The sequence below is a fragment of the Nostoc sp. ChiQUE02 genome, from assembly GCF_034531305.2.
Lineage (GTDB): Bacteria > Cyanobacteriota > Cyanobacteriia > Cyanobacteriales > Nostocaceae > Nostoc.
In genome coordinates this window covers 1-15,892 of the sequence record NZ_JAVRBN020000040.1, presented here as the reverse complement: position 1 = coordinate 15,892, position 15,892 = coordinate 1, and the positions used below count along the sequence as shown (strand labels likewise).

The 15,892-nt window shown below is 41.9% G+C and carries 10 protein-coding genes and 1 pseudogene; 7 read left to right on the top strand and 4 right to left on the bottom strand.

Annotation, left to right across the window (positions count from 1 at the left end; all coding sequences use genetic code 11):
* Positions 1-131: 131 nt before the first annotated feature.
* From RM347_RS28350 to RM347_RS28330, 5 genes are all read left to right on the top strand, one after another.
* Complete coding sequence (locus RM347_RS28350) at positions 132-530, top strand: CU044_2847 family protein (RefSeq protein ID WP_322719300.1); 399 nt, start codon at positions 132-134, stop codon at positions 528-530.
* Positions 527-1,216: a TIGR04283 family arsenosugar biosynthesis glycosyltransferase gene (locus RM347_RS28345; RefSeq protein WP_322719301.1), complete on the top strand. Its 690-nt coding sequence runs from the start codon at positions 527-529 to the stop codon at positions 1,214-1,216. The genes RM347_RS28350 and RM347_RS28345 overlap by 4 nt, the downstream gene beginning before the upstream one ends.
* A 153-nt stretch (positions 1,217-1,369) precedes the next feature.
* Complete coding sequence (locus RM347_RS28340; RefSeq protein WP_322719302.1) at positions 1,370-2,128, top strand: TVP38/TMEM64 family protein; 759 nt, start codon at positions 1,370-1,372, stop codon at positions 2,126-2,128.
* A 181-nt stretch (positions 2,129-2,309) separates the two neighbouring features.
* Positions 2,310-3,005, top strand: a complete 696-nt coding sequence (locus RM347_RS28335) for a TVP38/TMEM64 family protein (protein WP_322719319.1) — start codon at positions 2,310-2,312, stop codon at positions 3,003-3,005.
* 248 nt (positions 3,006-3,253) lie between these two features.
* Positions 3,254-4,804, top strand: a complete 1,551-nt coding sequence (locus RM347_RS28330) for a mercuric reductase (protein WP_322719303.1) — start codon at positions 3,254-3,256, stop codon at positions 4,802-4,804.
* A 235-nt stretch (positions 4,805-5,039) separates the two neighbouring features.
* On the opposite strand, the gene RM347_RS28325 is transcribed toward RM347_RS28330, so the two are convergent.
* Positions 5,040-8,525 (bottom strand): PA14 domain-containing protein, encoded by a 3,486-nt coding sequence (locus RM347_RS28325; RefSeq protein WP_322719304.1) that lies wholly within the window; start codon positions 8,523-8,525, stop codon positions 5,040-5,042.
* 1,268 nt (positions 8,526-9,793) lie between these two features.
* On the opposite strand from RM347_RS28325, the gene mgtE reads away from it, so the two are divergent.
* On the top strand, positions 9,794-11,194 hold the full coding sequence (gene mgtE, locus RM347_RS28320; protein ID WP_322719305.1) for a magnesium transporter: 1,401 nt from the start codon (positions 9,794-9,796) through the stop codon (positions 11,192-11,194).
* A 48-nt stretch (positions 11,195-11,242) separates the two neighbouring features.
* Here the strand turns inward: mgtE and RM347_RS28315 are convergent, their stop codons facing one another.
* Together RM347_RS28315 and RM347_RS28310 are read right to left on the bottom strand one after the other, a co-directional pair.
* Positions 11,243-11,500 (bottom strand): hypothetical protein, encoded by a 258-nt coding sequence (locus RM347_RS28315; RefSeq protein ID WP_322719306.1) that lies wholly within the window; start codon positions 11,498-11,500, stop codon positions 11,243-11,245.
* A gap of 179 nt (positions 11,501-11,679) precedes the next feature.
* Positions 11,680-12,552, bottom strand: coding sequence for an SDR family oxidoreductase (locus RM347_RS28310; protein WP_322719307.1), 873 nt, complete (start codon positions 12,550-12,552; stop codon positions 11,680-11,682).
* Positions 12,553-13,245: 693 nt separating this feature from the next.
* Between RM347_RS28310 and RM347_RS28305 the strand changes: the two genes are divergently transcribed.
* On the top strand, positions 13,246-14,847 hold the full coding sequence (locus RM347_RS28305) for a peptide ligase PGM1-related protein (RefSeq protein ID WP_322719308.1): 1,602 nt from the start codon (positions 13,246-13,248) through the stop codon (positions 14,845-14,847).
* A 587-nt stretch (positions 14,848-15,434) separates the two neighbouring features.
* Here the strand turns inward: RM347_RS28305 and RM347_RS28300 are convergent.
* Positions 15,435-15,892, bottom strand: a pseudogene (locus RM347_RS28300) (serine/threonine protein kinase); the annotation flags it as partial.

The following is a 15,892-nucleotide window of genomic DNA, read 5'->3' as shown; positions in this document are numbered from 1 at the left end:
AACGCCAAGGGCGAATGTTTGTGTAGCCGCGAATTCTATTCGCCCTGGCTTCCTTTGTCTAAACGCGAATTCTAACCGCCCATTTCGCGTTAAATTGACTACACGCAATTCTTTTAGGCGAGATTTATCCCATGACTCAACTCACACCTATTCAGTTAGAAGATGGCACTATTATTTACATTGAAGCTACAGATAATGTAGATGCTCCACCAGTGATTACCGAAGTTTCTCCAGAGGGAGAAGAAGCACTAATTGATAAGGGATGGGATGCTGATGCTGCACAAAAGCAAATAGTCCAAAATTTCCAAGCAATTGAAGGTACAATTCGGGCTTACACTGTTTATTCACTTAATGCTTTTAAGAAAATCCCTGTTGCTAATATTGATAAAGTCACTCTAGAATTTGGGATCAAAGTTGGCGGTGAAGCAGGTATACCTTACGTAACTAAAGGCACGGCTGAAAGTAATCTTAAGGTAACGGTAGAGTGTTCATTTCCTGACCAACCGGAAAAGAAAACTCAGCAATCATGAGTCAGAATATTGGCGCTGCTAAAATTTCGATTATTATTCCGGCTATTAATGAAGCAGGAAATATTAAAGAAGCAATTGCGACAACTCAACAGAGCATAAATATAGAAGTCATATTAGTAGATGCTGGCTCAAAGGATGGCACAGTAGAAATTGCTCAATCATTAGGTGTCAAAGTTATCTCATCATCTCTCGGTCGTGCTGTGCAAATGAACGTCGGTGCTTTAGCGGCTAGCGGTGAGATTCTGTTATTTCTCCATGCAGATACCCGTTTGCCAACCGGGTTTGATGAGATGATTCGCACAGCACTACAACAGCCTGGAACTGTGGCTGGTGCTTTTAAGTTGCGGATTGATGCGTCACTTTTAAGTTTACGATGGGTGGAGTGGGGAGTAAATTTGCGATCGCATTTCTACCAAATGCCTTATGGCGACCAAGCAATTTTTTTAACGAAGGAAGTATTTCAGCAAATTGGTGGTTTTCCCGAATTGCCTATCATGGAAGACTTTGAACTCATGCGTCGTTTAAAAAGCATCGGTCGCGTTGTAATTATTCCCACGCCAGTTGTCACCTCAGCGCGTAGATGGTTGCAAAAGGGAGTGTTTAAAACTACGCTACTTAATCAAATAGTAATTATTGCTTATTTGCTCGGCGTTTCACCTGAGCGAATTCGTCGCTGGTATCGCTAAGAAAAATTGAAGAGAATTTAAGCTGTTTCTCATGTGGGTAGTATATCTTAGGGGCATTGGATTTGAGATGTAAGTTTTAAATTTGAGCCTCAGAAGGTCAACATTGAGCCTCAAAAGGTCAACATTGAGCCTCGGAAGGTGAAACTTATAAAAATGAAGAAGCATTTATTAAATTCCAAACTCAAACTCCTACTGCTAAGTTGCCTAATTGTTACTCTCATAATTGCCGCCAAACAGTTAAACATTCAGGGACTTTTACAAACCTCAGTCATTTGGGTTGAGAGTCTTGGCGTCTTAGGGCCTATTGCCTACATAGTCATTTACAACTTGGCAACATTACTGTTTATACCTGGTTCTCTTCTAACGCTCAAAGGTGGCTGTCTGTTTGGAGTATTTTGGGGTTCAATATATGTGCTAATTGCTGCAACCGTCGGCTCAACCTTGGCTTTTCTTATTGGACGTTACCTCTCACGGGATTGGGTTTCTCGACAAATGGACAAACATCCTAAATTTAAAGCGATTGATTTAGCAGTTGCCAAAGAGGGATGGAAAATTGTCTTGCTAACTCGTCTTTCTCCCGTCTTTCCCTTCAATTTATTAAATTATGCTTTTGGAGTGACACAGGTTTCTCTCAAAGACTATATATTAGGTTCCTTTGGCATTATTCCCGGTACTGTGATGTACGTTTATATCGGTTCTTTAGCTGGTAATATTGCCATGATTAACACGTCTCATCAACCAATTACTCCAGAAACTCAAGTCTGGCAATGGATAATGCGAGTGGTTGGATTGATTGCTACCGTTGCTGTGACTGTATATATCACAAAAGTTGCTCAGAAAGCATTAGCTCAAAGTGTGGCAATAGAAGAAATAACAATCCATGACAAAACTAACAATCATTCAGATATTTAAAGCCTCTCTGCGAGACGCTACGCGAACGACTCCGCTCGGCTTTAACACTGAGCGAACTTGTACCGAGCGTTCGCGTAGCGTCTCGCAGAGAAGCCAAGGTAGCCGAAGTGTTAAAAGTAATGATGCCAGAAAGTTGCAGAAGTTTTTTAGCTTAAGTGTATTAATATTACTGATATTGGCGATGTCTACGACGGGCTACGCCTACGCTTTTTCATTAAATACAGACCCGGCTTTGGCACAAGAATCTGCAAATCTGAATTCTTTCAATCCCCAAGCAATTTTACGAGACGCCTTGCAGTGGATTGATAGCCTGGGTGCAATGGGAACCATCGCTTTTATTGCACTTTACATTATTGCCACCATCGCTTTCTTCCCAGGTTCTATTCTTACCTTAGGTGCTGGCGTTATCTTTGGCGTAATTTGGGGTTCTTTGTACGTGTTCGTTGGTGCAACCCTTGGCGCTACAGCTGCTTTCCTTGTGGGACGTTATTTAGCAAGGGGCTGGGTTGCTCAAAAAATTGCAGATAATAAAAAATTTGCCGCCATTGACCAAGCCGTTGGCAGAGAAGGATTAAAAATCGTCCTGCTAACGCGACTGTCGCCGATATTTCCTTTCAATTTATTAAACTATGCTTTCGGCATCACCGGAGTTTCGCTCAAAGATTACTTTATCGGCTCCGTGGGCATGATTCCTGGAACCATTATGTACGTTTATATAGGTTCCCTTGCAAGTAATCTTGCCATGATTGGTACTGAAGCTCAACCTACTAACCCAACTTTACAATGGGCAATTCGGATTTTGGGTTTGATTGCGACAGTAGCCGTTACAGTTTATATAACCCGGATTGCACGTAAAGCTTTAGAAGAGGAATTGTAGGTACTCGACTGTGGGCTATTCAACAGCAAATTGCTGTAGATTATCGATTGCTGAAACGTTTATACAGGAAAGCTTCAATCGTATCTGTCAATTCCCAAACGGACAAAACAATTCAAAGACTGTATTCCTTATTAAACAAGCATAAAAAATAAAAGACTGAGCCGCCTAAATTTATCGGGATTCTTAATTTTGAATACCGCAAAGGCAGTTGACTTTAGTATTTTCAATTCTTAAAAGAGGTTTCGCCAATGACCAATTCAGATTTAGAGAGAGTTACAGTTCGTCCAATGGATGAATATAACCAAAAGTTGGTGTCTTCCGTCCATCCGCCAAATTGGGTTAATCCTCAACCCGCCGATGTTTACGACTTGGTAGTAATTGGTGCTGGTACGGCGGGATTAGTGGTGGCGGCGGGCGCAGCGGGTCTGGATTTGGGTTTAAAAGTAGCGTTGATTGAAAAGCATCTCATGGGTGGAGATTGCTTAAATGTTGGTTGCGTACCATCTAAAACTATTATTCGGTCTGCTCGCGTAGTTGGCGAAATCTGGGATGCTAAAGACTTAGGAGTTAATATTCCCCAACATAATATTGATGTTGATTTTCCCAAAGTTATGGCCAGGATGCGGAAGATAAGAGCTGATATCAGCCATAATGACTCAGCTGAACGCTTCTCTTCATTGGGTGTCGATGTCTTTTTGGGTAGCGGTCGATTTGCGAGTAAAAATACCGTGGAAGTTGGCGGCAAAACCCTGCGGTTTAAAAAAGCTGTAATTGCTACTGGCGCAAGAGCCGCACAACTGTCGATTCCGGGAATTGAAAAGGCGGGTTATCTAACCAATGAGACAGTTTTTTCCCTAATTCAACGACCGGAACGTTTGGCGGTGATTGGCGGCGGCCCCATTGGTTGCGAATTAACACAGGCTTTCCGGCGTTTAGGTTCTGAGGTGGTACTTTTCCATAGCGGTTCTCATCTTTTGAATAAAGAAGATGCCCAAGCCGCTAAAATTCTCCAAAAGGTTTTGATTAACGAAGGAATTCGCGTGGTACTCGATTCCAAATTGGAAGAAGTGGTAACAGTTACTGAGGGGAAACGGCTTTACTTTTCCTCTAATGGTCATCGAGATTCGGTGACAGTAGATGAAATTTTAGTTGGTGCAGGGCGATCGCCAAATGTCGAAAATCTAAATTTAGAAGCTGTGGGTGTAGAATATGACAAGCACAAAGGCGTGAAGGTAAATGATTACCTGCAAACGACCAATCCCAAAATTTATGCAGCTGGCGATATCTGCATGAACTGGAAGTTTACCCATGCTGCTGATGCAGCTGCGCGAATTGTGATTAAAAATACGCTGTTTTCTCCCTTTGGCTTGGGACGCACCAAACTCAGTAGTTTGGTGATGCCTTGGGTAACTTATACTGACCCAGAAATTGCCCACGTAGGGTTGTACGAACACGAGGCGCAGAAATTGGGTATTGAGGTGACGACCATCAACATACCTTTTAATAGTGTAGACCGAGCGATCGCAGATGGTGAAGAGTTAGGATTTCTCAAAATCCATCATAAAAAGGGGTCTGATGAAATTATCGGTGCAACTATTGTCGCCAGTCACGCGGGTGAGATGATATCAGAAGTGACTACAGCAATGGTGAATAAGATCGGTTTGAGTAAGTTAAGCAGTGTGATTCATCCTTATCCCACTCAAGCCGAAGCTATTAAAAAAGCAGCTGATGCTTATCGTCGAACACTACTGACATCAAATACCAAAAAATTGTTGGGATTTCTGACAAAATTATCTTGACCAAAATCAGTGAACAGTCAGATAACTGTTCACTGATAATTAATACAGCAGTTTTTAAGTAGATGAGGCATAAAGTACAGGACTCAAAATCAGACATAAAGAGTTTACTTCCTGTCTCCTGCCTCACTTCTCCTGTCGGAGACGCTCTTGCTAGCTTGCTTCCACGTTCGCGTAGCGTGCCGTAGGCAAGTGGTACGACTACGCTCAGTGACCACCTGCCTCCTTCAAGTCATCTCTAAACAGGTCGGAAACGATTAATCGCACCTCCGGTCAAGTTTGCGTAGTACAGATTACCATCCGGCCCAGTGGTAATTTGTGCAGTTACCCCTAGATTAGGCGTATCTGCTGGAGAAGCAAACCGCTTAACTGAGACAAGTTTGCCCTGACTATCGAATTTCAAAGCATCGATAGTTCCTTGGCTGAAATCACCAACGAATAGAGCACCTTGATAGATTGAGGGGAAAGTATTACCTGTATAAAAGTCGCCCAAGACGATCGAATTGGAACTAAAATGCTTGTAGGTGTAAACTGGTGCTGTGACAGTTTCGCCACTACTATAAAAGTCTTGCGCTGCATCTAGGGTAGAATATTTTGGTTGTTGCAGGCTGACAATTTTGTTATTTGCATCAAGACCACCTTCATAGAATGGCCAGCCAAAGTTAGCTCCTGGTGTTCCGACATTCACCTCTTCGTAAGAATTTAAGCCAACATCACCAATTACGGGCCTATTGGTATTTTTATCAATTGTGAAACGGAAGGGGTTACGCAGACCTAAGTTATAGACCTTGGAACGATTGCTATTAGGGTCACCGTTGTAGAAAGGATTACTTGATAAGCCTTGACCAGTAATCGGGTCAATCCGCAGGATCTTACCGGATAGATTATCCTCATCCTGGACGCGAATTGCTCGGGGGTCTATTCCATTGTAGGAAGTGCCATCTCCTAAGCTAACAAACAGAGAACCATCAGTACCAAAGCGCACAGAACCAACTGAGTGAGATTCACTATCATTGGCTATAAAATCCTGGACATTTTGGACTTTATCGAGATTATTGAGATAATCTTGCAAGCTGGTAAACGGCTTACCAGTATCTTTGTTGAGAATTCCTGATGGTGCATAGTTAAGTGAGACATTTGTGCTATTGCCATCTGGGTGGCTGATATACTGCCAACTGGCATTTTTGCCTAGCAACACAACTTCGCTGCCAGCGATCGCAGTAGTGTAATTAGTGGTGGGGTCAGCTGTCACCCGAATTAGCTGTGCAGTACGATTCCCATTCTGATCGGGATTGTCTAATGTGCTATTGGGATTGTTCTTAGGATTGTTTGGATTAGTTTCTGGTGGATCGAAGGTATATAACAGGTAAACGTAGTTTTTGGGGTTTGTAGCCTTGCCAAAATCTGGATGTACGGCAATGCCTAACAGACCGCGATCGCGAGTATTATTTACCTTTCCAGAAATATCGATAAATGGTGTTGATAATAAGGTGCCGTTTTTCAAGACTCGCACTACCCCATTTTTCTGGGCAACGAACAAGCTCTTACCGTCAGGTGTCCAGTCAAAAGCCGTGGGCTGATTCAAACCAGAAGCTACTGTATCTAAAGCAAAGTTACCAGAGTCATTATCGAGAATACTGATAGTTGTCTGTTGAGTAGTTAGTTGCACTCCAACTGCGTTACTGAACTTCAAAGTAAATTCTTCATTTGATTCCCCAACATTGTCATTAATAATGGGGATAACAATGGTCTTGCTGGCTTGTCCTGCTGCAAAGGCTAAGGTTCCAGATACAGCTTGGTAGTCAGATCCCGCTTTCGCAGTCCCATCCCCGGTTATGTAATCCAGACTAGCAGCCCCCACAGTGTTACCTCGTGTAACTGTCACCGTAGCAGTAGTGTTACCCTCATTAACTACTGGCGCAGTAAAGTCGAGACCAGAGCTATCATTATCTTGAATCGTAATTCCGAGAGTTCTTTGGAGTCCTAGTGTTGCTCCCTCTGCCTGATCGATGACAACATTAAAGATTTCATTTCCTTCTACTAAGGAATCGTTATTGATCGGAATGGATATCTGTCTGCTGCTTTCTCCCGGTGCAAAAATCAGTGTTCCAGCGGTTTCAACGCCTTCACTCCCGTAGTCAACTCCTGCTGTGGCAGTATTAGATAGGGTTGCATATTTAATTGAGGAAGTACTACTTAAATTACCGCTTCTAAGTAAAGTTACGGTTGTACTACCAACACCTTCGTTCACAGTGGTGGAAGATGATCCTAAGGTGATGCTGGTCTGAATTTCTGGTGAATACAGTTGAGATTGGGGAATGATTTCCTTGGTCTGAGAGGAACTTGACCAAGAGAGTTGAGAAACGGCATCGTATTGATTTTCGTAATATTCGAGTTTAATATTGTACTTCTGACCTGCAACCAGTGCGATCGCGCCGCTGTATTCTGTGGCAGATTGATTGACAAACTTATCGATAAGTAGTTTATCGTTGACCCACAGTCGCACACCATCATCACTAGTGGTGTAGAACTTGTAAGTTTCGTTGTACTTGGCTTCTACCTGACCTGTCCAACGCGCTGAGAAGGTATCTGCACCAATGAACGGCTCTGGAGAACCAGAACCCCAGTTAAAGTTCACCGTCTTATCTGTGCGAGTTTGCTTCAGGGTGGTGAAGTCGATGTTGTCGTAGTATTCTGCTTTGAGTCCGTTGCCATTAGCAGATATGCTGACATTACTATAGAGTTGGGATTGAGGAATGATTTCCTTGGTCTGAGAAGCACTTGACCAAGCCAGTTGGGAAACGGCATCGTATTGATTTTCGAAATATTCGACTTTAATGTTGTATTTCTGACCTGCAACCAATGCGATCGCGCCGCTATATTCTGTTGCAGATTGAAGGACAAACTTATCGATGAGTAGTTGATCGTTGACCCACAGTCGCACACCATCATCACTAGTGGTGTAGAACTTGTAAGTTTCGCTGTACTCGGCTTGTACCTGACCTGTCCAACGCACTGAGAAAGTATCTGCACCAATTAACGGATCTGGAGAACCAGAACCCCAGTTAAAGTTCACCGTCGCATCTGTGCGAGTTTGCTTCAGGTTGATGAAGTCGATGTTGTCGTAGTATTCTCCTTTGAGTCCGTTGCCATTACCAACTACAGCAGGTACGTTGACATTACTATAGAGTTGGGACTGAGGAATGATTTCCTTGGTCTGAGAAGCACTTGACCAAGCCAGTTGGGAAACGGCATCGTATTGATTTTCGTAATATTCGAGTTTAATATTGTACTTCTGACCTGCAACCAGTGTGATTGCGCCGCTATATTCTGTGGCAGATTGAAGGACAAACTTATCGATGAGTAGTTGATCGTTGACCCACAGTCGCACACCATCATCACTAGTGGTGTAGAACTTGTAAATTTCACTGTACTTGGCTTCTACCTGACCTGTCCAACGCGCTGAGAAAGTATCTGCACCAATTAACGGATCTGGAGAACCAGAACCCCAGTTAAAGTTCACCGTCGCATCTGTGCGAGTTCGCTTCAGGTTGGTGAAGTCGATGTTGTCGTAGTACTCTGCTTTGAGTCCATCTCCCTGAGAGAGCACGCTGCTGCTAGCCAGAGTGGAAATATTGGATTGTTGTAAAGGTGATGGAGCACCAATTACTGGACTTGCATCTGTTGACAACTGTTGATTAAGACCTTGATTTTGTTCATTCATTGAGATATATGCCTCACAATTGTGCTAAAACTAATGCCATAATCAATGCTTTGGGATTAGTTTTATGTTTAATATTTTCAACAAAAAATGCGTAATATTCATAGCGTAAATATATTAATAAGCAAATCACTGTTTGCCTATTGATATATTAATTACTACCAATACTATTCACTCAATTCCTGATACAAATTAGTTCTGATCTGTTTGCTCCTTTGCCCATCTGCTCTACTACTTTGCTGTCTATTTGTATCAAGATTAAAATAGAATGATGCGATGATATACCTTCCTAAATTTACTCTGAAAGCATATCTATAGAAAAATGTGTATGACAGTAAGAAATACTAGAGATTACTTTAAGGGCATATTAGTCCTTATTAATCTTTGCTTCCTTTCGACAAAATTCTAAGTTGTTGATCTATGTCAATTCAGTTTGGTGAATTTCAGAAAAAATTATAAATCACCATTTTTGAGAGCTTCTAATCTCGCTGATGTGCAGGTGCATGAACTTGAGATGAAGCAACGCCAATCGGGGTAAGCACATACTTAAGTAGTCAAAGGTTATAATTTCACATAATTATCCTACGTATTGCTTTGAGATTAATCAACTACACATTTGACAATAGATCACGGTGTTATGTCTATCTTTTTTGGAGAACTTTGTTTAAATATTCACATTGATATATTTTTTTTAAAGTAATATCAAAGTTTTGATGATTTTTAAATAAAAATTGCCAAAATACTGGATAATCTCATATTATTTATCGCATAGTTATTAATTAAATAAAAATTAGATAAAGAAAGTTTTTAATATTTAAAGATTTGAAAAAGTATTATTTATCTCTGCTTGATGTTGGTTGTCAATTCATATCTTTGTTACAAGAAGCAGCAAAGATATAGTACTAACCTAAAGTCAGTAAATCGAAAAGTTTTGCAAAAGCCTCACCAGTTATGCATTTAAGCTAGGGAACACAATCCGCTAGAATTCTTTGATCGCTCATACTTTTTGAGTAACTCTGTTGTAAGGTAGACTATCCAGCGAATCGCTACGCGACAGTTTCTGTTTTCTACAATAGGCAGCGCTAACGAGACGCTCCGCGATCGCTAAACGCAAAGAATTTTCGACGTCCAAAACCCTACTCTTTCGTTCATTTACAAAAGTTTTCAATTTACTCCAAGTCAGAAAAATTACAAGTTTGCCGTTGCACATTCCCACTTTCCCCTAGACTAGGGGCAGCAACCTTGTTCAAACTGGCTGAGGAAAGTGGATTTTGACTGAGACAAACAATTTAAACTCTACCATCCAGAATGTCTCACGCAGGGAATTGCGAGATTTAGTGCGGACTCAGCTGCAAATGCTCCTAGAAGCAGGAGACTTGCAGGGAGCAAAAGCTATTCTCGTACCTGTGCAGCCTGCGGATATTGCCGAGGCGATTGAGGGTTTACCAGAAGCAATGCACGCTTTGGCTTTTCGCTTACTTTCTAAGGATGAAGCGATCGAGGTTTATGAATATCTCGACTACAGTGTTCAAGAACGGTTAATCGAGGAACTTAAAAGCCAAGAAGTCCGCGATATTGTCGATCAAATGTCGTCGGATGACCGAGCTAGGTTATTTGACGAATTACCAGCAAAAGTCGTCAATCGCCTCCTAGAACAACTGAGTCCAGCAGAACGCCAAGCCACAGCCCAACTATTGGGTTATGAAGCTGATACTGCTGGGCGAATCATGACACTAGAGTTAATTTCACTGAAAGAAAACTTTACAGTATCTCAAGCTCTAGAGCGAATTCGCAACTTAGCTAATGCCAGTGAGATGATTTATTATCTTTATGTCATGGATGCGGAAAGGCGCTTAACGGGAATTGTATCGTTACGGGAGTTGGTAACATCTCAGCCTGAGCAAATTATTGACGAAATTATGACCCGTGATGTGGTCTATGTCCACACTGATACAGACCAGGAAGAAGTTGCCAGATTAATTCAAAGATATGACTTTCTGGCTGTGCCTGTAGTTGATCGAGAACAGCGTCTAGTAGGTATTGTCACAGTAGATGATGTGATTGATATTCTGCAACAAGAAACCACCGAGGATATCTATGCCTTAGGTGGTGGTGTGCAGTCGGGGGGCGACAACTATTTTCAGATGAATCTACTGGAAATTGCTCGGAAGCGGGTTGTCTGGTTGTTGGTTTTACTTATAACCAATACCATTACAGGAACGATTATTAAGTCGCAAGAGGATATTTTGGCAAAAGTGGTGACACTGACAGCATTTATCCCCTTGCTGACTGGTACTGGTGGTAATGTGGGCGCTCAATCTTCCACGGTGGTGATTCGCGGGATGAACACCGATGAAATCCGATCACTTGGCGCATTGCAGGTAATCGGCCGGGAAGCGATCGCTGGGGCATTATTGGGAGGAATGTTAGGTACGATCGCTACTGTCTGGGCTTATTTTCTCCAAGGACGATTAGAAGTAGCGATCGCTGTCGGCACTAGTCTGGTAGCTATTTCTATTTTGGCTTCTATCTCCGGTTCAGCCCTGCCGTTTCTATTTCGCTACCTCCGTTTAGATCCGGCATTAATGTCAGCACCATTCATCACCACAGCAGTTGATGTCGTGGGCGTTTTGATTTACTTTAATTTGGCGCGGGTTATTCTGAAGTTATGAAAAGAGTCATTTGTCATTAGTGAAGAATAAAGTACAAATGACTAACTTTTACAATTCTGATTCCGTTTCTGGAGCCACAATTTCACCAGTACCCAATTGCAGTATCAAGTCCTGCTCAGTAATCAATCCGCTGAGTTCTTTTACTTGTAAATTCATTTCTTCACAAGCTTGTCTGAGTTCTCTGGCAAATTTGTTGAGGTCTTGACCATAGCCACATTGATAAGCAGCAGTTTCAATTCCTTGCTTGGCATTTGCTCTAGCACAATCTACTAGTTCCGTGCCATGCAGTGGTGTAGGAGATGCCATAAACGTACTTATTATTTTTTAAATGTTTGCTGCTAGATAGATTATCAATACTCCAACATTAACTCATCCCTCCAATGGAATACCATCAGGGTATAGTTAGAAGTAATTATTTCTTTGTCATTAGTCATTAGTCCTTTGTCCAAAGTGAATAACTAATGACTAATGACTAACTTTTTTACTTATCCATTCACAACTTCTCCACCATTGACATGTAATACTTGACCAGAGACATAAGAAGCATCATCAGAAGCTAAAAATACGTAGCTAGGAGCAACTTCTTCTGGTTGTCCGGCTCGTTGCATCGGTACTTGTTTACCAAAAGTTTCAACTTTCTCTTCGGGAAAGGTTGAGGGAATTAAAGGAGTCCAAATTGGGCCTGGTGCGACAGCATTAACGCGGATTCCTTTTGGTACTAAATTTTGTGATAAGGAACGAGTAAAGGCAACGATCGCACCTTTTGTAGAGGAATAATCTAGTAGTTGTGGGCTACCTTTATAAGCTGTTACCGATGTGGTATTAATGATAGAACTGCCTGCTTGTAAATGTTTGAGTGCAGCTTTAGTCATGAAAAACATCGAGAATATATTAGTGCGAAAAGTTCGCTCCAGTTGTTCTTTGGTGATTTCCTCAATACTTTCTTTCGGATGTTGTTCGGCAGCATTGTTGATGAGAATATCGAGCTTACCGAACTCACCAACTGTTTGTTGTATCGCTTGCTGACAAAAAGTTTCATCGCCAATATCACCTGCAATAGTTACTGCACGACGTCCTTGTTTTTCTACCAAATGTTTTGTTTCTTTGGCATCATCGTGTTCATTGAGGTAAAGGATCGCCACATTTGCACCTTCTTTAGCAAATGCGATCGCTACAGCACGACCAATACCACTATCTGCACCTGTAATCAATGCTACTTTGTCTTGTAACTTGCCACTACCCCGATACTGAGCATCATCTGCTTTAGGTTTTGGCGTCATTTCTGATTCAACACCTGGTGGTTGTTGTTGCTGTGGCGGTTGTAATTTCTGCTCTTTTTGCTCTTTTGATTTAGCCATAAGTTTTGTCTCGGTAATTTAATATTGAATGTAATTGGATGTTAGGAAAAGCCTTCTCCAGTCTCTAGTCACTATTTCAAAAGTAAACCTTGGATCGAAAATTCAACCCAAGGCTTATTTTTTGCTTTGGCTCCCATTAGCCATTTGCAACTTTAGGCGTTTATACCCCGAATGCTTACCAAATGGACTTCTTACTGGCAATTGTACGTAGCTTAAATTATTTCTCCTCACACTTGACACACGCTATTCACCTAACCACGAAAAAGCAAGTATACAACTCTCATGCAATGAAGGATTTCTACTTTTCATCTGCTTTTAAGTTAACTATTATGTTGCTGTACTTTATCACTCTATAGAGGTAAAATAAACTTAAATTTGCTCAACCTTAAGACGTAAAATAAATGAAATAAATAAAAGTTACTGCATGAGCTTACAATCAATTCTTGAGGCACAATAATTGAGCCATTTTCACTAAATGAAAATCAATATTTATACTTTCTCACTTCGTAGTTGCAAAAATACTTACTTCAATACCATCGATTTTCGTTAATGTTAATATTTATTTAGGCTGATATCTGCATAGTTGTCTTCTAGCAGACTAAATTCCTTGCACAAGTATCTGACAACTAGTCCGCATAATAGCCCAAAAGCCCGCGTGGTGCGCTACATTGAGATTATTAGAGGGCAGGGGTTATGGCAATACTAAATATTTCCGAGTTAGAGCAGGTTGAAAAGTTTCGCCACTTACAATTAACCCTAAGCGATCGCTGGAAAACGAGCGAGTCATTTGACAACAATGAAGCGGATATTTTAATTATTCCCTCTCTGAGTCTCGACCAGCGGGAACTCCGAAAGATCGAAGGCTGCGAACATTATGAAGAAAGATTACTATTTTCCTTAATTCGGTTACAGAATCCCCGGACTCGGCTGGTTTATGTAACATCAGTACCGCTGCATCCTAGTATCATTGATTATTATCTGCAACTGTTGCCAGGAATTCCCTTTTCTCATGCTCGCAATCGCTTGCTGCTACTTTCTACTTACGATTCCTCGCTTAAGCCTCTCAGCCAAAAGATTTTAGAACGCCCCCGCCTGCTAAAGCGGATTCATCAAGCTTTGAGGCTAGATAAATCATTCATGATTTGCTACAACTCCTCGCACTGGGAAGGCGAATTGTCTGTAAAATTGGGTGTACCGCTCTATGCTGCTGCACCAGATTTACAGATTTGGGGGACAAAAAGTGGCAGTCGGCAAATCTTCGCTGAAAGCGGAGTACCGCATCCAGATGGCAGCGAAAAAGTTTGGAACCACACAGATTTGGCAGAAGCTACTAGTGATTTGTGGGAACGACAACCGACATTAAAACGGGTAGTGGTAAAACTCAACGAAGGCATTTCGGGAGAGGGGAATGCATTGCTTGATCTGAGACCGATTGAGAATTTAGCACCAAGTATTGCTACTCATTCCCAAAGGGTAGCAGCAATTAGCGATCGCTTTTCAACAATGCGCTTTCAAGCAAAACAAGAAACTTGGGACAATTTTTCGGGAAGAATCCCGGAATTAGGAGCAATTTCTGAAGCATTTGTGGAGGGAGAAATTAAGCGATCGCCCAGCGTCCAAGGACGGATCACACCCACTGGGGAAGTGGAAATCCTTTCAACCCACGACCAAATTCTTGGAGGCCCAGACGGTCAGATTTATCTTGGTTGTCGCTTTCCCGCTGATGAAAGATATCGATTGCAATTACAGCAATTGGGACTACAAGTTGGCAGAAAGCTAGCAGAGAAAGGTACTTTAGAGCGATTTGGCGTAGATTTTATCGCTGTTGACAATGGTAATGGAGAGTGGGACATTCAGGCGATCGAAATTAACCTGCGTAAAGGCGGTACAACTCATCCATTCATGACTTTAAAATTATTAACGAACGGTCGCTATGACCTTTCCACGGGTTTATTTTATAGTCAGCAAGGTCGTCCAAAATACTACATTGCCACTGACAATCTGCAAAAAGAGCGCTATCAGGGATTATTACCTAATGATTTGATGGATATCATCGCTCACCACAGACTACACTTCGACAGCGGTACTGAGACTGGTACAGTATTTCATCTTATGGGTTGCCTTTCCCAGTTTGGCAAGTTGGGATTAACCAGCATCGGTGATTCCCCGCAACAAGCACAAGACATTTATAACAAAGTTGTCAAAGTTCTGGATGAAGAAACCCGCAGCGAAAATCATGATTTATCGCCGATTTCAGATTATTCCTTTCCCGTGGCTTGGGATGAACATAGTTAAGGAAAGTTAGTTTTCGCAGGTGTTTAGAGTTACAAGCGCAGGAGTATATAGCTTGTCTAATGGGAGAGGTTAAGATATATCGACCAATGATTTGGAAACCTTGATAGAGAGATTGCATTTTGTCGGTTGCTAATGGTATGGTTTATACCAACACATGCACCTTGAAAATTGAATAAGTACATATTCTTTACATCTAACCTAATGGTTAGTTTCCTCCAGCCATTTTGTTAAGAAGTGTAAACTGAGGGGGTCGGACAAAAGCTGAAAAGCTTATTGTTTCGTAGACCCCCTCAGGAGACTTGCTGTATAAGGGTTTGAGTTACTTGGAGACTGTAGTTATTGTCAATAATTGTGGTCTATTGACAGGTAAAATCGACCGCCCTCAGTTTTACAGTTCTGTAAGCCTTATTTGGTAAGCTTTCTGTAAGAGTAGGGTTTTAAATCTCTTACCCCTCACGGGGATGGAAACCAAAGCTTCTACTCTCCTCCTCATTTTTGACGCCACTGAGTATATACCCGCAGCGCCTTTCCTAAAGATTGGGCAGGTACGCAAAATAATCTGGGGAATGCTTATGCTGACAGAATATTTAGTTCTGAATGCGATCGCTATTAGGTAAATTTTGCTGATTGCTTGGCTGTTTACCAGATTGCGATTGAGTATATATATAGGTTACTAATGCTAGAGTCAGCCCAATTGCCAAAACCACCCCCAGGATTCGCAAAAAATTGGGAGTAATTCTTGTAGCTAGCTGCCCACCTAGCCTTGGTTGGTAAATAGTGTCATCCGTTGGCACTTGTGGTCTGCCTTGATTGGATGCAGGTCGCGGTTGATACAATGTCTTATCTGGCGGCACTTGTGGTCTGCCTTGATTGGACGCAGGTCGTGGTTGAAATAACGTCTTATCTGGCGGCACTTGTGGTCTGCCTTGATTGGATGCAGGTCGTGGTTGAAATAACGTCTTATCTGGTGGTACTTGTTGCCCACCTTGATTGGATGCAGGTCGTGGTTGAAATAACGTCTTGTCTGGTGGTACTTGTTGCCCAC

Excerpts from the sequence above, each read along its gene's own strand:
- RM347_RS28350 (WP_322719300.1), top strand. The coding sequence starts at position 132 with ATGACTCAACTCACACCTATTCAGTTAGAAGATGGCACTATTATTTAC.
- RM347_RS28345 (WP_322719301.1), top strand. The coding sequence starts at position 527 with ATGAGTCAGAATATTGGCGCTGCTAAAATTTCGATTATTATTCCGGCT.
- RM347_RS28340 (WP_322719302.1), top strand. The coding sequence starts at position 1,370 with ATGAAGAAGCATTTATTAAATTCCAAACTCAAACTCCTACTGCTAAGT.
- RM347_RS28335 (WP_322719319.1), top strand. The coding sequence starts at position 2,310 with ATGTCTACGACGGGCTACGCCTACGCTTTTTCATTAAATACAGACCCG.
- RM347_RS28330 (WP_322719303.1), top strand. The coding sequence starts at position 3,254 with ATGACCAATTCAGATTTAGAGAGAGTTACAGTTCGTCCAATGGATGAA.
- RM347_RS28325 (WP_322719304.1), bottom strand. The coding sequence starts at position 8,525 with ATGAATGAACAAAATCAAGGTCTTAATCAACAGTTGTCAACAGATGCA.
- RM347_RS28315 (WP_322719306.1), bottom strand. The coding sequence starts at position 11,500 with ATGGCATCTCCTACACCACTGCATGGCACGGAACTAGTAGATTGTGCT.
- RM347_RS28310 (WP_322719307.1), bottom strand. The coding sequence starts at position 12,552 with ATGGCTAAATCAAAAGAGCAAAAAGAGCAGAAATTACAACCGCCACAG.
- RM347_RS28305 (WP_322719308.1), top strand. The coding sequence starts at position 13,246 with ATGGCAATACTAAATATTTCCGAGTTAGAGCAGGTTGAAAAGTTTCGC.